Below are 19,461 nucleotides of genomic sequence, written 5' to 3' on the forward strand. Positions count from 1 at the left end.
TTGAAGATAGCAATTGGAAGAGGACAACACGAGAGGCTAGTATTAAAAAATGGGTAAGACAGGAAACATAGAGCACGTTGAAGAACGTGTTGAATCTGAGTTAATGCCACCTTCTATGTATAAGGTGATCCTTAATAATGACGATTACACGCCAATGGATTTTGTGATTGAAGTACTGCAAATCTTCTTTCGCAAGAATGAGCAGGAAGCCACAGATATCATGTTGACTATTCATCACCAGGGAAAGGGTATCTGCGGGATTTTCCCCTACGGCATTGCAGAAACTAAGGTGATACAAGTAAATCAATTTGCAAGACAAAACCAACATCCGTTACTGTGTTCGTTAGAGAAGGCTTAACCGCGCTTACTCTGTTGTCAGTTGTTAATTTTGGGGGTGCTTATGCTGAACAAAGATCTGGAAGTCACCTTAAATCTGGCGTTTCAGCAAGCCAGAGAGGCACGTCACGAGTATATGACGGTTGAACATCTGTTATTGGCTCTGATAGACAATCCTGCGGCTCAAGAAGCGCTAATCGCCTGTGGAGCGAATTTAGATAAACTGAGAGATGAAGTAGCAAGCTTTATCCAACAAACCACCCCAATCATTGCGGATATGGATGATGATAAAGAAACCCAACCAACGCTCGGGTTTCAGCGGGTACTGCAACGCGCCGTTTTCCATGTGCAGTCCTCGGGCCGCAATGAAGTCACTGGTGCTAATGTGCTGGTGGCCATTTTTAGTGAGCAGGAATCCCAAGCTGTTTATCTGCTGCGTCGCAGCGACATCAGCCGTTTAGATGTGGTGAATTATATTTCCCATGGTTTTTCAAAAAATGAGGACAGCGACGCTCATCAAGATCAAGAACGCATCGAAGATCAAAGCGAAGCGAACGAAGAACGCAGTATGTTGTCGCAGTTTGCCAGTAATTTAAACCAACTTGCAAAACAAGGGGTGATAGATCCGCTGATTGGTCGTGATCAAGAAATCGAACGCGCCATCCAAACTTTATGTCGTCGCCGTAAAAATAATCCATTGTTGGTGGGTGAAGCGGGCGTGGGTAAAACTGCGATTGCTGAAGGTTTGGCTTATCGAATCGTCAATAATCAAGTGCCAGAGGTGATGGCGCAGGCGACTGTGTACTCCCTCGACTTAGGCTCCTTGCTCGCAGGCACTAAGTACCGTGGCGATTTTGAAAAACGTTTCAAGAGTCTGCTTAAGGAACTCAGCGCCGATAAACACGCCATTTTATTTATCGATGAAATTCATACCATTATTGGTGCAGGCGCCGCATCGGGTGGGGTGATGGATGCCTCTAACCTGCTAAAGCCGTTATTATCGAGCGGTAATTTGCGTTGCATGGGCTCAACCACCTTCCAAGAATATCAGAGTATTTTTGAGAAAGATCGTGCACTGGCGCGCCGTTTCCAAAAGGTCGATATTAATGAACCTTCAGTGGCTGAAACCACTAAAATTCTGATGGGTTTAAAGTCTAAATACGAAGAATATCACGGTGTGCGTTACACCCAAGCGGCGATTAACAGCGCGGCAGAGCTGTCGGCAAAACACATTAATGACCGGCATTTACCCGATAAAGCCATCGATGTGATCGATGAGGCGGGTGCGCGTATGGCTATGTTGCCACAGAGCAAACGTAAGAAAACCATCGGTCAGGCCGAGATTGAAACCATAGTAGCGAAGATTGCTCGGATCCCTGAAAAATCAGTCTCCGCCAGCGACAAAGATTTACTGCGTAACCTTGAGCGCAATCTGAAGATGGTGGTTTTTGGCCAAGATAAGGCCATTGAGAGTCTCAGTTCAGCTATTCGCTTATCTCGTAGTGGTTTAGGCACAGATAAAAAACCTGTTGGCAGCTTCTTATTCGCGGGACCCACAGGTGTGGGTAAGACCGAAGTCACCAATCAGTTGGCTAGCTGTTTAGGGATGAAACTGGTGCGCTTTGATATGTCTGAGTACATGGAAAGCCATACGGTTTCTCGTTTGATTGGTGCTCCTCCTGGATACGTAGGATACGACCAAGGTGGTTTACTCACCGATGCTGTAATTAAAAATCCCCATTGCGTGGTGTTGCTCGATGAAATCGAAAAGGCTCACCCCGATGTCTACAACCTGTTACTGCAGGTGATGGATCATGGCACCTTAACCGATAACAACGGTCGCAAGGCGGATTTTAGGCATGTCACCTTAGTGATGACGACAAACGCAGGTGTTCAGGAAACGATCCGTAAGTCTATTGGCTTTACTCAGCAGGATCATACCCAAGATGCCTTATCGGAAATCAATCGAGTATTCTCGCCAGAGTTCCGTAACCGCTTAGATTCCATCATTTGGTTCAATCATTTAGATATGACTATCATAGCCAAGGTGGTTGATAAATTCTTGGTGGAATTACAAGCACAACTTGATGCGAAACATGTGTTACTTGAAGTCAGTGATGAGGCCAGAACCCTACTCGCCGAGAAAGGCTATGATAAGAGCATGGGCGCACGGCCAATGGCCCGCGTGGTGACAGAGCTTATTAAACGTCCATTAGCGGATGCTATTCTCTTCGGTGAACTGGAACATGGCGGTATTGCTCATGTTGATGCCGAAGACGGTGAAATCGTGATCCACACTGAACGCCACGAGAAAAGTACCACTAAGGCTTAATCTCTCGCAAAAACCCAATAAAAATGGCTGCAATTGCAGCCATTTTTCTAATCTTACGCCAACAAAAAAACCCGGCCTCGCCGGGTTTTTCAACTAAAGGGGAATATTAGCGTGCGCGGAAGACAATACGACCTTTGGTCAGATCATAAGGGGTCAACTGAACTGTTACTTTGTCACCAGTCAGGATCCGGATGTAGTTTTTGCGCATTTTGCCTGAAATGTGGGCTATCACCACATGACCATTTTCAAGCTCTACGCGAAACATTGTGTTTGGCAAGGTTTCAAGGATAGTGCCTTGCATTTCAATGTTATCTTCTTTCGCCATTAATTATTTATCCCATTAGCCTTCGAATATAAAAAACGGGCGTATCATGCCGCAAATTCACCTTGCTGTAAAGGGGATGTGCCTAGCAAACTTGGGAATACTCCCAGCCTTGGGGGGTTAAAATCTGATAAGGGCGGTATAAGCGTTTGTAGGACATTTTCCGATTTGCATCAATTTGATATCCCAGATAAAGAAAATCTTTACCCTGCATTTTAGCCAATCTGCACTGGAGTAAGATCAATAATACGCCAAGGGAGCGGCGTTCTTCATCGGGGTCAAAATAGCTGTAAATGGCTGACAAACTATTGGGCAGAGTGTCTGTCACTGCTACAGCCACAAGTCTATTGCCATCATAGACTTCAATAAACGTGGGGGGCAGCCAATGACAGAATAAAAATTGTTCATATTGAGTTTTGCTTGGCGGAAACATTGGGCCATCGAAGTGGCGCTCACGGATGTATTTTTCATACAGGGCATATTGAGCCTCGGTATGTTCTGAGGTGATGCGCCAAGTTAAATCACGGTTCTGGGCTAGGGTGCGCTTTTGCCGTTTAGACGGTGTAAATTCTTTAATTGGTAACCGAATCGGCTGACAGGCACTGCAACGGGGGCAACGGGGTTTATAAATAGCGCTGCCACTGCGGCGAAAACCTATGGCGAGTAGCCGCTCAAATAGTATTGGGTCGAGGGTTTCCTCCTGAATGACTAACAGTTGCTCCTGCTGACCATCGAGGTAACTGCAGGGGAAAATTTGGCTGATCCCAATGGCGATTGGGGTGTTACTCGCGTTAGAGTTCAAGTGTGACCTCACTTGGTATCCAAGCTGCAGGATTGACCGTGTTATCCCTAAACTGGGTTAAGAGTTGTATAAAGTTCGCACGTTTAACGGGTTTTGCCCCTAAGCTCTCAAGGTGGGGATTCATTACCTGTGCATCGATAAGTTTAAAATTCATTTTGATTAAATGTTGTTGCAACACCGCCATGGCCGCCTTTGACGCATTGGTTTCGCGGTGGAACATGGATTCGCCACAAAACACTTGGCCGATGGCGAGACCATAAAGCCCACCGATTAATCGTTCGCCATGCCAAACTTCGATTGAGTGGGCATGGCCATTATGGTGTAGCTCACGGTAGGCCATTTGAATTTCATGGGTTATCCAAGTGCCAGCTTGTTTACGCCGAGGTTGAGCACAACCCGCCATCACATCGGTAAAGGCATGATTGATGGTATAGCGCCAAGGCTGTTTTTTTAAATATTTACGTAAACTGGTGCTGATATTCACTTGGCCTGGAATAAAAATGGCGCGGGGATCAGGTGACCACCATAAAATAGGATCCTCGGCGTTAAACCAAGGGAAAATGCCGTGATAATAGGCGGTTAACAAACGCTCTGGGCGTAGGTCACCGCCTATCGCCAATAAGCCGTTTGGATCGGTTAGGGCGAGTTCGGGTGAAGGAAAAGCTTCAAATTCGTGATTCAGAAAAGACAGTGAGTTCACAATTGCGTATGATTCAGTAATAGACCCTTATACTAAGTTAGCGGAAATTCGGATATGTGGAAACCTACACTAGCGAGCTTTATGTTTATTTGTGCTTTAGTGATTTCTCCGGTGCAAGCAGGTTACGATCGTAATCAGGCGGTGCCGGTCGAAAAAGTTCTCTATGGCGATATCAACTCAGTACGTAATATCACCGAAACCCAATTAATTGAAGACCGAAACCAAGGTTGGAAAACTTTCGGTGGCGCATTAGCGGGTGGTGTTATCGGCCATCAATTTGGTGGTGGCTCTGGCCAAGATATTGCGACAATATTAGGCGCCTTAATTGGTGCTGGGGTTGGCAATCGTTATGGCAGTGGCACAACGGTGCAATCGCTTAAGCTCGTGGAGCTGATGATCACTCAGGAAGACGGCACGCAAGTCATGGTGATCCAAGATTATGATCCTGGCATGGTGTTCAATGCGGGGGATAGGGTACGTGTGGTGTACTTGCAAGGTGGGGTTCGCGTTGATTTAGCCATGTAACTAAGCCATGCAACTAACGCGAGGAAATTAAGCCTAACTGCCAAAATTAATAAAGAACGTTAAACGGTGATGGAATGACACGGACAGAACTAACCCAATATTTAGCCGACTTTTTGCGAGTGTCGGCCTTTAAAGATTACGCCCCCAATGGGTTGCAGGTTGAAGGCAAGGCTGAGATCCGCACCATAGTGACAGGGGTCACCGCCTGCCAAGCGTTAATTGATGAGGCTATTCGCCTGAAAGCCGATGCTATTTTGGTGCATCATGGTTTTTTTTGGAAGAATGAGCCTGAAGTAATAACTGGCATGAAGCAGCGCCGTATCAAAGCGCTGCTCGTCCACGATATCAATCTTTTTGGCTATCACTTACCTTTAGATGCCCACCCAATGTTAGGCAACAATGCGACCTTGGGCCGTAAACTGGGGATCTTAGATGCCGAAGCAATAGAAGATGTAGCGCAGGGATTAGTGTGGCGTGGGAAGCTTGATTTGCCGATGAGTGCCAGCGAATTTGGTACGATGTTAGCTGAGGTGCTTGGCAGAGAACCATTGCATATTGGTGAAAGTTCGGATGAAATCCAATATTTAGCTTGGTGTACGGGCGGTGCGCAGGATTATATCGATGTTGCCGCGAGTCTTGGTGTGGATGCGTTTATCAGTGGCGAAGTCTCTGAGCGTACTTTCCATAGCGCCGTGGAGCAGGGAATTCACTATTATGCGGCGGGTCACCATGCGACCGAGCGTTTTGGCATTGAGGCGCTGGGGCGTCATCTCGCTCGCGAATTTAATTTGGTACACCATTTTGTAGATATCGCTAACCCTGTTTAACAATCTTGCTTTATCGACATCTTGTAAATGAAAGGCGAGCCATGCTCGCCTTTGTCTTATGTAAATCAACCTTAAGTTCAAATCAGTCCTAAGTTTAAATAAGCCCTAGGGTCGACAGGATAAAAATGCCTAAGGTGCAGGTGAGCAGCGAGCAAACGGTGGTTAAGGCGATAATATTGGCCGCAAGCGTGGCATTTCCTCCCATGGCCCGCGCCATCACATAACTTGCGGCTGCTGTGGGCGCGGCGCTCATCAAAAACACCAAGGCAAGTTCAACTCCGCGATAGCCAAGTATCAAGGCGCCTAGGGTGATAAACAGTGGCGCAAAGATAAGTTTTAAGGCGGTCGAGAACCAAGTGGCATACTTTTCATGTCTGAGCGAGCCAATATCCAATGAACCGCCTGTACACAGCAGTGCTAATGGGAGTGTCATATTGGCAAAGTATTGCCCAGCATCGAGGACCATTTTCGGTAAGGGGATCGCCAGCAGGTAAAACAACATGCCGAGTATAATGGCAATGATCAGCGGATTTTTAGTGATGGTTTTCACCATTACACTAAATGCGCTGCGACTCGACTCTTCCCCCCGCGGGCTTAAACAAATCACGGCTTGAATATTGTAGAGCAGCGTCATGGACGCCACATAAACGGCCGCTAAAGCAACGCCTGATTCGCCATAGGCATTAGAGACATAGGCTAAGCCGATAATGGCGGTATTGGCCCTAAATCCCCCTTGAATGATGACGCCTTGATCCTTCGGCTCGGGGAAAAATCGTTTTGTCGTGTAGGTTGAGAGGATAAAAAACAGTAAGTTGGCGAGTAAGCCATAACCGATTAATGGCGCACTGGCGGCAAGATCGTGATGCGAGCTGATGATGCTGAGAAACAACAGCGCCGGCAGGGTGACATTAAAAACCAGTTTAGAAGCGACATCAATAAAGTGTTCATCAATGACTTGGGTGCGTTTAAGCATCACGCCTAAGGCTAACATTAAACAGATGGGACCGGTTATTGAAGCAGAAAACAACAGCTGCTCAATGATATTGCCCATAACTTCTCCTCGAAAATTCCATAGTGCGTTGTCGCTGAATCAGTGCGGCTTAGCAATAGCCGCGATAGTGTCGCACTGTCAGTCACTTGTCGAGGCCACATCAACTTACGTTCCCTGATAAAGCGTAAAGGAATGTGTGTTTAATAAATAAGGCCGCATTAAATGCGGCCTTATGTCTACTTACCTGTAACTTGACGGGTGCGTAGTGTCGATTACTTCACCCGCATACCAGGCTGTGCACCTTCATGGGGTTCTAAAATCCACAAATCGCTGCCACCAGGGCCTGCTGCCAAGACCATGCCTTCTGACATGCCAAAACGCATCTTACGTGGTGCAAGGTTGGCAACCATCACAGTCAGCTTGCCTTCGAGATCCTCAGGCGAATAGGCTGATTTAATGCCTGCAAATACCTGACGGGTTTCGCCGCCGATATCAAGTTGCAGTTTTAACAGTTTGTCGGCTTCGGCTACATGCTCGGCTTTAACGATACGCGCAATACGCAGATCGATTTTAGCGAAATCGTCATAGTTGATGGTATCGCTAATGGGATCGGTTGCTAATGGCCCTTTTGGTGCTTCTGGCTCGCTCGTGGCTTGCAAGTTTTCCTTAGAGTCGGCCACCATAGCTTCAACTTTGTCTAACTCAACACGTTGCATCATGGCTTTAAATGGCGCAATTTCATGGCCCGCCATATCTTGGCCTAAGCCATCCCACGTTAAGGTTTGTTGGAAGAAGGCTTCAACGTCTTGCGCTAAGCGTGGTAACACAGGTTTTAAGTACGTCACCAAAATGCGGAACAGGTTCAGCGCGTTTGAACACACTTGGTGCGCGGCTTCCTGTTGATCATCTTGCTTCACTAGCTGCCAAGGCGCTGCATCGGCGACAAAACCGTTGGCGATGTCCGCGAGTGCCATGATTTCACGCATCGCTTTACCGTATTCACGGGTCTCATAAAACTCAGCGATTTGTTCTTGTTTGGCTAAAAACGCCTCAGTTAGCGTGGTATCCGCAATTTTCGCGAGCTTGCCATCGAAGCGCTTAGTGATAAAACCTGCGGTGCGCGAGGCTAAGTTCACTAGCTTACCGACTAGATCTGAATTCACGCGCTGGGCGAAATCTTCCAGATTCAAATCTAAATCGTCGATACGGCTACTGAGTTTAGCCGCGTAGTAGTAGCGTAAATATTCAGGATCTAAGTGATCTAAATAGGTGCGGGCTTTAATAAAGGTGCCCTTAGATTTAGACATCTTAGCGCCGTTAACCGTTACATAACCGTGGGCATAGACGCTGTTAGGTTGACGGTAGCCCGATCCATGGAGCATCGCAGGCCAGAACAGACTGTGGAAATAAACGATATCTTTACCGATAAAATGGTAAACCTCGGCTTTAGAATCCTTGGCCCAAAATTCGTCAAAGCTTAGCTCTGGGCGTTTGTCACACAGATTTTTGAATGAGCCCATGTAGCCGATAGGCGCATCTAACCAAACGTAGAAGTATTTGCCCGGTGCATCTGGGATCTCAAAACCAAAGTAAGGTGCATCGCGGGTGATATCCCATTGCTGCAGACCCTGTTCGAACCATTCGTCGAGTTTGTTGGCCATTTCGGTTTGCAGTGCACCCGAACGCGTCCACTCTTTAAGCATGTCTTCGAAGGCAGGTAAGTCGAAGAAGAAGTGCTCAGTGTCCTTCATCACTGGCGTGGCACCCGATACCGCTGATTTTGGATTGATAAGCTCAGTCGGGCTGTAAGTTGCGCCGCAGGCATCACAGTTGTCGCCGTATTGATCGGGCGATTTACACTTAGGGCAGGTGCCTTTTACGAAGCGATCGGGCAGGAACATCGACTTCTCAGGGTCAAATAGCTGAGAAATACTCTTGCTTTTGATATAGCCATTAGCGCGCAGTTTTAAGTAAATATCGCTCGCCAGCACGCGGTTTTCGTCACTGTGGGTGCTGTGATAATTATCGAAGGCGATATTAAAATCGGCGAAATCCTGCTGATGCTCTTTGTTGACTTGAGCAATCATTTCTTCAGGCGCCATACCTAATTGCTGCGCCTTGAGCATAATCGGTGTGCCGTGGGCATCATCGGCACAAATATAGTGGCACTCATGTCCACGAAGTTTTTGATAACGCGACCAGATATCCGTCTGGATGTATTCCAGCATGTGACCTAAATGAATCGGTCCGTTCGCGTAGGGAAGTGCGCTGGTCACGAGAATTTTACGTTGTGAAGTTGCCATCTTGTCTCAAATATCGTGGTGGGCCAAAAATAATGGTAGAGATACTAACCGATTACAGGATGATTTTCATCAAAACCTGAGTCGATTGGGTTAAATCTGCGCTAATGTTTTTGTCATTATCTGGTACACTTGGGCAAATTTATTGGTGGGGGTAATTCTTTTGTCTTCAACTCAAACTGATTATCGTTTAAGTGACGATCTTCTCGGGCCAGTTCTGGCCATTCTCGATGCATATATCGACCCGTATTTAGCGAAGGGTTTAGTGAGCGCAGGATGCGTTAATAAATTGGCGATTGAAGGCAAGCGTTTGCAGCTTGGCTTAGTCTATCCATACCCTTGTATGACTCAATACCGCGATACCGTGATGGCGCTGACCAACAAACTTGCGGTGCTGGATGCCATCGATGAGGTTGAGTGTGAAATCGATTTTCAACCTAAGGTGTATTCGGCGATTGCTTCTATCGCACCGATTGCCAATGTGAAGCAAGTGATTGCTGTCGCGTCCGGCAAAGGCGGTGTAGGTAAATCAACCACGGCGGTCAACCTTGCTTTAGCACTGGCCGCTGAGGGCGCACAGGTTGGTATTTTAGATGCCGATATTTATGGTCCTTCCGTCCCATTAATGCTTGGGATCCCAAACTTCAGGCCCGTATCCCTCGATGGTAAACACATGAGCGCCGCCAGTGCCCATGGCATTGCCGCCCAATCGATTGGGTTTATGTTAAGTGGTGATGAAGCCGCAGTATGGCGTGGTCCTATGGCGGCGGGCGCGCTTGCGCAGCTGCTCAATGAAACCCAGTGGCCAGAGCTAGACTATTTAGTCGTCGATATGCCACCGGGCACGGGTGATATTCAATTAACCCTGTCGCAAAAAGTGCCAGTAAGTGGCGCGGTGATTGTGACAACGCCGCAGGACATCGCTCTCGCCGATGCCAAGAAAGGCATCACCATGTTCCAGAAGGTGAACATTCCGGTCCTCGGCATTGTTGAGAATATGAGTTTCCATTTATGCCCCGAGTGTGGTCATAAAGAACATCCTTTTGGTACGCACGGTGGCAGTAAAATGGCCGAGCGTTATCAAGTTCCACTGTTAGGCGCCTTACCACTGCACATCAATATCCGTGAAGCCATGGATGTGGGTGCGCCGACGGTTGTGGCCGAGCCTGACAGTGAAGTGGCGGCACTTTATCGGGAAATTGCCCGTAAAGTGGGCGCCGAATTGGCTCTCAAACAGAGCCAGAAAACAGTTTCTATTAGCGTATCAGATGACGAGTAAGGTTTAAGGGTATGAATTCTCAGCAGTGTGTCATTATTGCAATTGCTGGCGCGTCAGCATCGGGCAAGAGTTTAATTGCCAAGACGATTTTTGACGAACTTCGCCGCGATTTAGGCACAGATCAGATTGGGGTAATTAACGAAGACGCGTACTACCGCGATCAGAGTCATTTATCCATGGATGAGCGTGTGTTAACTAACTACGACCATCCCAAGGCGTTAGACCATCAGCTGCTATGCACGCACTTGCAGTTGCTAAAGTCTGGCGAAGCTGTTGATATCCCTTGCTATAGCTATACCGAACATACGCGTATGGCCGAAACCGTTAAAATGACCCCGAAAAAAGTGATCATTTTAGAGGGCATTCTGCTGTTAACAGACCCTAAATTACGTGAATTGATGGATGCGAGCGTGTTTATGGATACGCCGCTAGATATTTGCTTCCTGCGCCGTTTAACCCGCGATGTGGCCGAGCGTGGCCGTACGATGGAGTCAGTGATTTCACAGTACAAGAAGACAGTGCGTCCTATGTTCCTGCAATTTATTGAACCTTCTAAACAATACGCTGATATTATCGTGCCTCGCGGCGGTAAAAACCGTATCGCGACCGATATTTTGAAGACTCGTATTCAACATTTACTGGCAAAATAACGACTAAAACTCAGGGAGTAAAAGGCAAGATGCGCTTAACCGATATCGAAATTGAACAGGCCCTTGATAACGGCACTATCGTTATAGAACCTCGCCCAAGCATAGATGCGATTTCTGGCGTTAGTGTGGATGTGCGCTTAGGTGGGCAATTTCGCGTCTTTAAGGATCATACTGCGCCTTTTATCGACCTGAGTGGTCCGAGTATTGAAGTGCAGGCGGCGCTCGATCGGGTGATGAGTGAAATCATCGAAATCCCAGACGGCGAAGCCTTCTTCCTGCATCCCGGTGAATTGGCGCTCGCCGTGACCTATGAAAGCGTGACGCTGCCTGCCGATATCGTCGGTTGGCTCGATGGCCGCTCTTCACTGGCGCGTTTAGGCCTGATGGTGCACGTCACTGCGCACCGAATTGATCCGGGTTGGCAGGGTAAAATCGTGCTCGAGTTTTACAACAGCGGTAAGTTGCCTTTAGCGCTGCGCCCACGGATGACCATTGGTGCGTTAAACTTTGAACGTTTAAGTGGCCCAGTGGCGCGTCCGTATAACAAGCGCAAAAATGCCAAGTATAAAGATCAACAGGATGCGGTTGCTAGCCGTATCAGTCAGGACTAATACCCTTGATTTGGGTTAATGGGGTTTCACAGGCAAGCATTGCTCCTATGGACAGGGGACTTGCCTATGGTGATGGCCTCTTTGCTACGATGCGAAGTAGCGAGTGTGGTATTTTGTTTTTTGAGCAGCATCAAGCCCGTCTTACGGCTGGCGCTGCAAGACTTGGGTTTGACTGGCAAATGAGTTCAGCCCTTGCCGAGCAGCTCAATACACTTGCTGCACAGTACCCGCATCACTGTATTAAATTGATGATCACACGCGGTGTTGGAGGCAGAGGCTATGCCCCGCCTGAGCGGGTAAACGTTACGGAGATCGTTTCTGTTCATCCCATTCCTGACCATTATGCTGCGTGGCAACAACAGGGTATTCGTCTTAAAACCTCCGCAGTCCAATTAGGTCATCAACCCTTATTGGCGGGGATAAAACACCTTAATCGCCTCGAGCAAGTGTTAATCAAATCCCAGCCCTTATCACAGGGTTTTGATGATTGGTTAGTGCTGGATTGTACTGGGCAGGTGATAGAATCTTCGATGGCGAATATCTTTTTTGTTAAAGGCCATCGAGTGATTACCCCATCTTTGGCACGCTGCGGCGTTGCGGGTGTCATGCGCGAGCAAGTGATGTTAGCCTTACTAGCACAGCAGATGAATATTGATTGTTTGCCCTTTGGCGCCGAGCGTTTAGTGGAGTTTGACTCGGCATTTATCACTAACAGCATCTTAGGCGTGGTGGATGTACTGGCGATCGATTCGCACAGTTTCAAGCCTTCTCCTTTGACTGCCGATCTTAGACACACACTTTCACTCTCACTATGAAAAAACTCATTCTGATCGCAAGTTCTACCTTATTGGCCTTGCTGACCTTAGCTTGCTTGGCGGGTTATTGGGGTTACCGTACGATTATTGATTACAGCCAAACGCCATTAACGTTAACCGAAGCCAAAGAATTAACCATTGCCCGTGGTACGAGTGTGCACCAGTTGGCGCAGCAGTTAGAAACCGATGGCGTTATCCAAGACAAATGGAAACTCAAATGGTTACTGAGATTGCACCCAGAGCTGGCGAAGATCCGCACTGGTCTGTACGAAATGTCACCCTCGCAGACGCTTGCCGACTTACTTAACGACTTAGTCAATGGCAAGGTGAAAACCTTTAGCCTGACCTTAGTCGAAGGCAAAACCATTGCCGAGTGGGAACAACAACTGGCAAGTGCGCCCCATTTACAACTGACCCCAGAGGTTTTTAGTGCGGTATTAATGGAGCAGGGGGACGATTCGGCATTGCCCGAAGGTAAATTCTTCCCCGATACTTACCATTACACCGCTGACAGTGATGCCAAGGTACTGCTGACCCAAAGTTATAAAATGATGGAGCAAGAACTCGCTAAAGCCTGGGCAGAGCGTGTGCCCGATTTACCACTTAAATCACCTTACCAAATGCTGATCTTGGCATCGATTGTCGAAAAAGAAACTGGTCAAGCCTTTGAGCGCGATCAAATCGCCGGCGTCTTTATTAATCGACTGAATCTGGGGATGAAGCTGCAAACCGATCCCACGGTGATTTATGGCATGGGAGACAGATTTAAAGGCAATATCACCCGTAAAGATTTAGTCGAAGAGACACCGTTTAATACCTATCGGATTTTCGGCTTACCGCCAACACCGATTGCGGCACCGAGCAAGGCCTCATTACAGGCAGTGTCCAAACCCGCCAAGGTCAGTTATTTGTATTTTGTGTCGCGTAACGATGGTACCCATGTATTTTCGACCACTTTGGAAGAACATAACCGCGCCGTCGATATTTATCAGAGAAAGAAAAAATGACCCAAGCATCCGCCAAATTCATCGTTGTTGAAGGACTGGAAGGCGCCGGTAAATCGAGTGCGATTGCCCTTATTCGCGATTTTATTGAAAAGCACACCGGGCTTGCGCCTGTTTGCACCCGCGAGCCAGGCGGCACGCCGCTGGCCGAGCGCATTCGTGATTTAGTGAAAATTGCCGACCCAAACGATCCTTTATGTGATGAGTCTGAATGTTTATTGATCTATGCCGCCAGAGCTCAGCTCGTCGCCAATGTCATCAAACCTGCATTGGCACAAGGCAAGTGGGTGTTGGGGGATAGGCACAATCTGTCATCTTTAGCGTACCAAGGCGGTGGACGTGGCTTAATGCCTTTAGTCGAAGCCGTAAGTAACGCAACGCTCAAAGGGTTTAAACCCGATTTAACCCTCTATCTTGACCTTGACCCTAAGCTTGGGCTGCAACGTGCAGCAAAGCGGGGCGAACTTGATAGAATTGAGCAGCAAGCCATCGACTTTTTTGAACGGGCGCGCGCAACTTACCTCAAGCTTGCCAGCGAAGATGAGCGGATTGTCGTTATCGACGCCAGCCAAACCATGGCCGAAGTGCATAAAGATATTCTGGCCGTGTTACAGGCGATGGCATGGTAACGCAAAGCGGATTTGATGTATTAACCCTGCCTTGGCTCGATGCGCCAAGACAGGCGTTTTTAACCCAGTTGCAAACTCAAAAAGTCCCTCACGCGCAACTCGTGGGTATCGATTCTGCCTATGGCGGTGAACTTTTGAGTGTATTTATGGCGCGCGCCGCCATGTGTTCACAACCCACTCCCGCGGGCGGGTGCGGTTTTTGTAAGTCCTGCCAGTTATTTGATGCGGGTAATCATCCTGATTTTTATCAAATCGAGGCCGATGGCCATCAAATCAAAGTCGATCAAATTCGTGAGCTTTGTAGCCGCTTAAGTGCGACTGCCCAGCAAAGTGGCCGCCGTGTAGCCATTATCCACCATAGCGAGCGTTTAAACTCAGCCTCTGCCAATGCGCTACTCAAGACGCTCGAAGAGCCGGGTAAAGACACCTTACTACTATTACATTCCGATACGCCCGCACGTTTAATGGCCACGATCAGTAGTCGTTGTCAGCGGCTTCCCTTTGTGACGCCGTCTAAAATGTTGATCAAAAACTGGTTAATTCAGCAATGTCAGATCCAAGAGGATGTGACTTGGTGCTTGAGTGTGGTCGGCGGTCCATTAAAGTTGGCCGAAAGTTTGCTATCCGACGGTACGCAACCCAGTCGTTATCAAACCTTGTTAGGGTTTCGCAAAGATTGGGCGCAAAGTTTGTCGTCGGGCCATCTGCGTGCTAGTTTGTTAACGATAAGTGAACAACAAATCATTGATGCTCTTAAGGTTTTATACTTACTCCTGAGACAAGTTTTATTGAAGTACGGCGACCAAGATGCGTTTGTGCAAGCGCAAATAGGGAACTTGGCGGCGAAAATCATGGAAATGTGTCATAGCTTAAGTGCAATGCCGAGTGTCAATTATTTAGGCTTGTGTCAAAGTTATGTCTTAGAATATAAAGAAATAACAAATAAGTAACATGCCATGGTCGATCTTGTCGTCAATTTTGATACCTTACATCAGCTTTACCGCGCCTATATGCCGTTTATCAAACCGGCAGGGCTGTTTGTCGCCACCGGGGAAACCCATTACCTCGGTGAGACCTTAACCATCGCCTATCGTTTACCTGGCGCGACCACCTCAAACGAATTTCGTGGCGTCGTTGTGTGGATCAATCCTTTGGGAGCATCGGGTGGACGTCCTGCTGGGATTGGTATCAAGATAGTCTCAGAGCCCGACAGCCATAAACACCATATTGAAAAACTATTATCGCGTGAACTCGCCTCTGGTGACTTAACCTGCACGATGTAATGCATAGAGTGGTCGGCTAGGGTCGACACTGAGTATTAAGTGCTGAGTGAAGCCTTAGCGAAATTTGACCTCGATCCCATCGCTGAGTATCCTTGTGCTCCTTTTTGTTTATCTGCTTGGACATTGCTGTGCTTATCGATTCACATTGCCATCTCGATCGCCTGAAAGCGGCTCCCGATCAACAAACCTTAGAACTCATTCTCGCTAACGCTAAGGCGCGCGGTGTCGACTATATGCTCTGTGTCAATGTGCGCCAGCAGGGATTTGAGTCGATGCGCGACAAGGTTGCAGGTTTCGAGCAGGTGTTTTTATCTTCGGGCGTGCATCCGCTGGATGTGAAAGACGGCCTCGATGTGGAGCAAATTCGCCGTTTTGCAATGGACCCCAAAGTGGTGGCCATTGGTGAAACTGGGTTAGATTATTTTTATGCCGATGAAACTAAAGCCCTGCAACAGCAATGTTTTGAGCAACAAATTGCCTTGGCGGTTGAAGTTGATAAGCCGCTGATTGTGCATACCCGTGATGCCCGTGAAGACACCATCAACATGCTTAAAGCGGGGCAGGCGGACAAAGTCGGTGGCGTGTTGCATTGCTTTACCGAAAACTGGGAAATGGCCAAGGCGGCGATTGACTTAGGTTTTTATATTTCCGTTTCAGGCATTGTGACCTTTAAAAATGCCGGTGAGTTAAGAACGGTGATCCGCAAAGTGCCGAAAGAGCGTTTATTGGTCGAAACCGATTCGCCTTATCTTGCGCCTATTCCACACCGTGGACAGGAAAATCAACCCGCCTATGTGCGTGATGTGGCCGAGTTTGTGGCAGAGCTGCGCGGAGAGCGTTACGAAGATCTTGCGCAGTATACCAGTGATAACTTCTTTAACTTATTTAAGGATGCGGCGCGCTTGATTGGGCGTTGATTTAGGTTTGCCCCTCTCTTGTGAGCACAATTTTGCTCATATTCGTTAAAACGCAAGCCCATAAAAAAAGGCCCAAAACGATTCTAGCTGTTTGGGCCTAGGGGAATGGCTCGTTGAAGAGCCGTGCGCTACAGATGAAAGCGACATGCAGTGCGCTTTACAATAGACTCAGTGTAGTTGAGTTTAGTGTGAGTGACACTTTCTCCGTCCCCTTTTTTAGGTTATTTCTCGCTAAAAAAATGCCGATTTATAACCATTATGTCTGCGGTGGTAGCAATAACACTTTATCTTTCACTAAGTCTCTGGGCAGGTTGTTTTTTAGTTTATTGCCTAAATGTTTAGCCATGCCTAAAGGCGCGCCGCCATAACAGACAATCACTTCGCCCTGAGCTTTGCTAGCGGTATCGAGGGGAATATCTCGTCCCATCAAATACTCTTTCGCCTGCTCATCGCTCACTTCGACGACTTTCGCGCCATTTTTTGCCCCGGCTTTAAGCGCTTTACCCGCAAGTGCGATAATGGCTTCATGGCGGACTTTAAAGCCATGTTTACTGTGATCGGCAAGCTTAACCCCAATCCGCTGAAAGCGCATTTTGCCAATAAAATCTCTAAATTCATGGGGAAATAGCCAAAACTCATCGTCGCGCACCATAATGAGATCATCGGGCAGTTCGATACCCAAATCATCGGCAAAATAGGCTTGAATGGCTTTGGCTTGTTTGGCATTCGCCTCCGTAAAGGGGAAATTCTTTTGTAATTTAGGCTCGGGTTGCAGGCGGGGCACGGAGCGGGTTTTGCTCAACTTAGCGACAAAAAAGCCTTCACTGTCGTAAATTTGCGGCCAAACGTGCAAAAAGCCTTCTGGCGTAGTGGCTTTTTCGGCACCATCAAACAATTGGCTTAAGGACTCAAATTGCACCGCATCGCCATAGGTCTGCTGTAAATATTCGCACACGCCTTGGTTTTCGTGCCGATTAAGGGTGCAAGTGGAATACACCAGACTGCCACCCGGCTTTAACGCCAAAAATGCGGATTCGATTAACGCTTTTTGGGTTTCGCTAATTTCGATCACCTCATCGAGGGACCAAGATTTTAACGCATCCGCATCTTTACGGACTGTGCCTTCACCGCCGCAGGGGGCATCAATCAATACCGCATCAAAACTTTCATACAGATACTCGCCAAATACCCGTCCATCGAAGTGGGTCAGGGCGCAGTGACTCGCGCCCATGCGCAGCACATTGGCATGGAGTACTTTGACGCGGCTAGCGGAATATTCATTGGCGACTAATAAGCCTTGATTATTCATTAACGCTGCCATTTGCGTGGTCTTAGAGCCAGGCGCCGAGGCTAAATCTAATACACATTGCCAATCCGCATTTGGGGTAAAAAGTGCTGTAGGGGGCAACATGGAGCTGGCTTCTTGGATATAGAATAATCCCTGAATATGCTCTAGGGCGTTGCCGAGCTGCTCTTCTTCATCGTAGCTTATCCAGAAACCATCCTCACACCAGGGAATGGGTTCAAAGGTCCATCCCTTAGGCTGCATTAATTGCTTAAAGTCTTCACTGCTGATCTTTAAGGTGTTGACGCGAATCGAGCGACGTAGTGGTCTCGAACAGGCCGCAATAAAGTCATCCATTGAGAGATGGGCGGGCAGTTCTTGGGCAATAGTATTGATAAAATTTTGATTTAATTGAACCATAACGGGATTAGGCTGTGTATCAACTGCGGCAAGTATATCATAATCCCTTATCGGGCTGGGATTTTCTCCCTCTACTATCGTTGGTTCAGATTTGCGTTAAATAAACAAAGCGACACGAATAAACAGTTTGAATAACAATAAGGAAGGGGCAGAGTGCTAAATCGGGTGTGGTTAGTGTTTTTCCTCACATCGCTGTTGGCGATGGCAATACAGCTTTTTAATGGGCATATTGATGTGCTTGCCAACGCGGTTGAGGCCTTGTTTGCCAGCGCTAAACTTGCCGCTGAAATCGCCTTAGGCTTAGTGGGTGTGTTGTCCCTGTGGATGGGATTAATGCGCATTGGTGAAAAAGCCGGCGTTGTTGGGGCGATTGCCTTTGTATTTGAGCCGCTGCTGCGCCGCTTAATGCCCGAAGTGCCTAAGGGGCATCCTGCATTTGGCAGTATGACGATGAACTTAACCGCCAACATTTTTGGATTGGATAATGCCGCTACTCCATTAGGTTTAAAGGCAATGCAGGATTTGCAGAGTCTTAATCCGGTCAAAACCGTTGCCACTAACGCACAAATTCTATTTTTAGTCCTAAATACCTCCTCGGTGACGCTAGTGCCTGTCACGGTGTTTTTATACCGTGCTCAGCAGGGCGCGGCGGCTCCGGCAGACATTTTTTTACCGATACTCCTCGCAACCTCTGCCTCAACCTTAGCGGGGCTTTTGATCGTTGCTGTTGTGCAGCGCCTTTCACTACTCAATGCCGTGGTACTCGGATATGGCGCAGTGCTGCTGTCGGCATTAGTTGCCAGTGGTTTTTATTTGATGACCTTAACGGCAGACGCGATTGGCACAGTGTCGACCGCCTTGGGCAACGGGGTATTGCTACTGTTAGTCTTCAGTTTTGTGCTGGTGGCGGGCGTGCGAAAAGTAGCTATTTATGATGAGTTTATCGAAGGTGCCAAAGCGGGGTTTAACCAATCGATCCAACTGATCCCGTATCTGTTAGCCATGCTGCTGGCGATTGGCTTACTTAGGGCATCGGGCGCGTTAGATTACCTGCTGCAACTGATTGCGAGTTGCGTGAGTCTTTTCGGGTTTGATACCCGCTTTGTCGATGCTATGCCTACGGCGTTGATGAAACCCTTTAGTGGTTCGGGCGCGCGAGCGATGATGCTCGAAACCATGGCACACCACGGAGTGGACTCCTTTGCTGGTCGCTTGGCGGCGATTTTCCAAGGCAGTACTGAAACGACTTTCTATGTGCTGGCGGTTTACTTTGGTTCAGTGGGTATTCGTCACGGGCGCCATGCGCTCGCCTGTGGTCTAACGGCGGATTTTGCAGGGATCAGTGCGGCTATTGCTGTCTGTTATTGGTTCTATGGCTAAGCAGTGTTATATGAAAAAATCAGGCGCATTCGGATAAACCAAATGCGCCTTGT

20 protein-coding genes are annotated in these 19,461 nt (G+C 48.0%); 14 read left to right on the forward strand and 6 right to left on the reverse strand.

Annotation, left to right across the window (positions count from 1 at the left end; genetic code table 11):
• Window positions 1-49: 49 nt before the first annotated feature.
• On the forward strand, window positions 50-358 hold the full coding sequence (gene clpS / locus FJD32_RS09990) for an ATP-dependent Clp protease adapter ClpS (protein WP_011622425.1): 309 nt from the start codon (window positions 50-52) through the stop codon (window positions 356-358).
• Window positions 359-400: 42 nt separating this feature from the next.
• Complete coding sequence (gene clpA, locus FJD32_RS09995; protein ID WP_140907063.1) at window positions 401-2,668, forward strand: ATP-dependent Clp protease ATP-binding subunit ClpA; 2,268 nt, start codon at window positions 401-403, stop codon at window positions 2,666-2,668.
• Between the two features lie 106 nt (window positions 2,669-2,774).
• Here clpA and infA read toward each other — a convergent pair whose 3' ends face one another.
• The 3 genes from infA to aat all read right to left on the reverse strand — a co-directional run bounded on the left by infA (window position 2,775) and on the right by aat (window position 4,492).
• Entirely contained in the window at window positions 2,775-2,993 is a 219-nt protein-coding gene (infA, locus tag FJD32_RS10000; protein WP_006081934.1) for a translation initiation factor IF-1, read from the reverse strand.
• A gap of 82 nt (window positions 2,994-3,075) precedes the next feature.
• Entirely contained in the window at window positions 3,076-3,792 is a 717-nt protein-coding gene (locus FJD32_RS10005; protein ID WP_140907062.1) for an arginyltransferase, read from the reverse strand.
• Window positions 3,782-4,492, reverse strand: coding sequence for a leucyl/phenylalanyl-tRNA--protein transferase (gene aat / locus FJD32_RS10010; RefSeq protein ID WP_069455125.1), 711 nt, complete (start codon window positions 4,490-4,492; stop codon window positions 3,782-3,784). Before aat ends, FJD32_RS10005 begins: the two co-directional genes overlap by 11 nt.
• A gap of 54 nt (window positions 4,493-4,546) precedes the next feature.
• Between aat and FJD32_RS10015 the strand changes: the two genes are divergently transcribed.
• Together FJD32_RS10015 and FJD32_RS10020 are read left to right on the forward strand one after the other, a co-directional pair.
• Window positions 4,547-5,017, forward strand: a complete 471-nt coding sequence (locus FJD32_RS10015) for a glycine zipper 2TM domain-containing protein (RefSeq protein WP_037419247.1) — start codon at window positions 4,547-4,549, stop codon at window positions 5,015-5,017.
• Between the two features lie 74 nt (window positions 5,018-5,091).
• Window positions 5,092-5,844, forward strand: a complete 753-nt coding sequence (locus tag FJD32_RS10020) for a Nif3-like dinuclear metal center hexameric protein (RefSeq protein ID WP_099458244.1) — start codon at window positions 5,092-5,094, stop codon at window positions 5,842-5,844.
• 94 nt (window positions 5,845-5,938) lie between these two features.
• Here FJD32_RS10020 and FJD32_RS10025 read toward each other — a convergent pair whose 3' ends face one another.
• Both FJD32_RS10025 and metG read right to left on the reverse strand, forming a co-directional pair.
• Window positions 5,939-6,895: an AEC family transporter gene (locus FJD32_RS10025; RefSeq protein ID WP_140907061.1), complete on the reverse strand. Its 957-nt coding sequence runs from the start codon at window positions 6,893-6,895 to the stop codon at window positions 5,939-5,941.
• A gap of 212 nt (window positions 6,896-7,107) precedes the next feature.
• Window positions 7,108-9,138: a methionine--tRNA ligase gene (gene metG / locus FJD32_RS10030; RefSeq protein WP_037426495.1), complete on the reverse strand. Its 2,031-nt coding sequence runs from the start codon at window positions 9,136-9,138 to the stop codon at window positions 7,108-7,110.
• Between the two features lie 160 nt (window positions 9,139-9,298).
• Here metG and apbC point away from each other — a divergent pair, with 160 nt between their 5' ends.
• The 9 genes from apbC (at window position 9,299) to FJD32_RS10075 (ending at window position 16,323) form a co-directional block, all read left to right on the forward strand.
• Window positions 9,299-10,414: an iron-sulfur cluster carrier protein ApbC gene (gene apbC / locus FJD32_RS10035; RefSeq protein ID WP_037419322.1), complete on the forward strand. Its 1,116-nt coding sequence runs from the start codon at window positions 9,299-9,301 to the stop codon at window positions 10,412-10,414.
• An 11-nt stretch (window positions 10,415-10,425) separates the two neighbouring features.
• A complete protein-coding gene (udk, locus tag FJD32_RS10040; RefSeq protein WP_011072566.1) occupies window positions 10,426-11,064 on the forward strand; it encodes a uridine kinase in 639 nt (212 codons plus the stop codon).
• 29 nt (window positions 11,065-11,093) lie between these two features.
• A complete protein-coding gene (gene dcd, locus FJD32_RS10045) occupies window positions 11,094-11,675 on the forward strand; it encodes a dCTP deaminase (RefSeq protein WP_037419254.1) in 582 nt (193 codons plus the stop codon).
• A 5-nt stretch (window positions 11,676-11,680) separates the two neighbouring features.
• Window positions 11,681-12,490 carry an aminodeoxychorismate lyase gene (gene pabC, locus FJD32_RS10050; protein WP_037426492.1) on the forward strand — a complete coding sequence of 270 codons (810 nt, stop codon included), beginning with the start codon at window positions 11,681-11,683 and terminating at the stop codon, window positions 12,488-12,490.
• Window positions 12,487-13,497, forward strand: a complete 1,011-nt coding sequence (gene mltG / locus FJD32_RS10055) for an endolytic transglycosylase MltG (protein ID WP_140907060.1) — start codon at window positions 12,487-12,489, stop codon at window positions 13,495-13,497. Before pabC ends, mltG begins: the two co-directional genes overlap by 4 nt.
• On the forward strand, window positions 13,494-14,123 hold the full coding sequence (gene tmk / locus FJD32_RS10060; RefSeq protein WP_037419259.1) for a dTMP kinase: 630 nt from the start codon (window positions 13,494-13,496) through the stop codon (window positions 14,121-14,123). The genes mltG and tmk overlap by 4 nt, the downstream gene beginning before the upstream one ends.
• Window positions 14,117-15,073, forward strand: coding sequence for a DNA polymerase III subunit delta' (gene holB / locus FJD32_RS10065; protein ID WP_140907059.1), 957 nt, complete (start codon window positions 14,117-14,119; stop codon window positions 15,071-15,073). Before tmk ends, holB begins: the two co-directional genes overlap by 7 nt.
• 6 nt (window positions 15,074-15,079) lie before the next feature.
• A complete protein-coding gene (locus FJD32_RS10070) occupies window positions 15,080-15,406 on the forward strand; it encodes a PilZ domain-containing protein (RefSeq protein ID WP_037419265.1) in 327 nt (108 codons plus the stop codon).
• 128 nt (window positions 15,407-15,534) lie between these two features.
• Complete coding sequence (locus FJD32_RS10075; RefSeq protein WP_140907058.1) at window positions 15,535-16,323, forward strand: YchF/TatD family DNA exonuclease; 789 nt, start codon at window positions 15,535-15,537, stop codon at window positions 16,321-16,323.
• 256 nt (window positions 16,324-16,579) lie between these two features.
• On the opposite strand, the gene rsmF is transcribed toward FJD32_RS10075, so the two are convergent.
• A complete protein-coding gene (rsmF, locus tag FJD32_RS10080; protein ID WP_140907057.1) occupies window positions 16,580-18,028 on the reverse strand; it encodes a 16S rRNA (cytosine(1407)-C(5))-methyltransferase RsmF in 1,449 nt (482 codons plus the stop codon).
• Between the two features lie 153 nt (window positions 18,029-18,181).
• Here rsmF and FJD32_RS10085 point away from each other — a divergent pair, with 153 nt between their 5' ends.
• Entirely contained in the window at window positions 18,182-19,408 is a 1,227-nt protein-coding gene (locus FJD32_RS10085; RefSeq protein WP_140907056.1) for a spore maturation protein, read from the forward strand.
• The last annotated feature ends 53 nt before the right edge of the window (window positions 19,409-19,461 follow it).

The sequence above is a fragment of the Shewanella sp. LC6 genome, assembly GCF_006385735.2.
GTDB lineage: Bacteria > Pseudomonadota > Gammaproteobacteria > Enterobacterales > Shewanellaceae > Shewanella > Shewanella xiamenensis.

Excerpts from the sequence above, each read along its gene's own strand:
- FJD32_RS10020 (WP_099458244.1), top strand. The coding sequence starts at position 5,092 with ATGACACGGACAGAACTAACCCAATATTTAGCCGACTTTTTGCGAGTG.
- rsmF (WP_140907057.1), bottom strand. The coding sequence starts at position 18,028 with ATGGTTCAATTAAATCAAAATTTTATCAATACTATTGCCCAAGAACTG.
- infA (WP_006081934.1), bottom strand. The coding sequence starts at position 2,993 with ATGGCGAAAGAAGATAACATTGAAATGCAAGGCACTATCCTTGAAACC.
- tmk (WP_037419259.1), top strand. The coding sequence starts at position 13,494 with ATGACCCAAGCATCCGCCAAATTCATCGTTGTTGAAGGACTGGAAGGC.
- clpA (WP_140907063.1), top strand. The coding sequence starts at position 401 with ATGCTGAACAAAGATCTGGAAGTCACCTTAAATCTGGCGTTTCAGCAA.
- udk (WP_011072566.1), top strand. The coding sequence starts at position 10,426 with ATGAATTCTCAGCAGTGTGTCATTATTGCAATTGCTGGCGCGTCAGCA.
- FJD32_RS10015 (WP_037419247.1), top strand. The coding sequence starts at position 4,547 with ATGTGGAAACCTACACTAGCGAGCTTTATGTTTATTTGTGCTTTAGTG.
- FJD32_RS10025 (WP_140907061.1), bottom strand. The coding sequence starts at position 6,895 with ATGGGCAATATCATTGAGCAGCTGTTGTTTTCTGCTTCAATAACCGGT.
- clpS (WP_011622425.1), top strand. The coding sequence starts at position 50 with ATGGGTAAGACAGGAAACATAGAGCACGTTGAAGAACGTGTTGAATCT.
- dcd (WP_037419254.1), top strand. The coding sequence starts at position 11,094 with ATGCGCTTAACCGATATCGAAATTGAACAGGCCCTTGATAACGGCACT.
- FJD32_RS10070 (WP_037419265.1), top strand. The coding sequence starts at position 15,080 with ATGGTCGATCTTGTCGTCAATTTTGATACCTTACATCAGCTTTACCGC.
- metG (WP_037426495.1), bottom strand. The coding sequence starts at position 9,138 with ATGGCAACTTCACAACGTAAAATTCTCGTGACCAGCGCACTTCCCTAC.
- mltG (WP_140907060.1), top strand. The coding sequence starts at position 12,487 with ATGAAAAAACTCATTCTGATCGCAAGTTCTACCTTATTGGCCTTGCTG.
- holB (WP_140907059.1), top strand. The coding sequence starts at position 14,117 with ATGGTAACGCAAAGCGGATTTGATGTATTAACCCTGCCTTGGCTCGAT.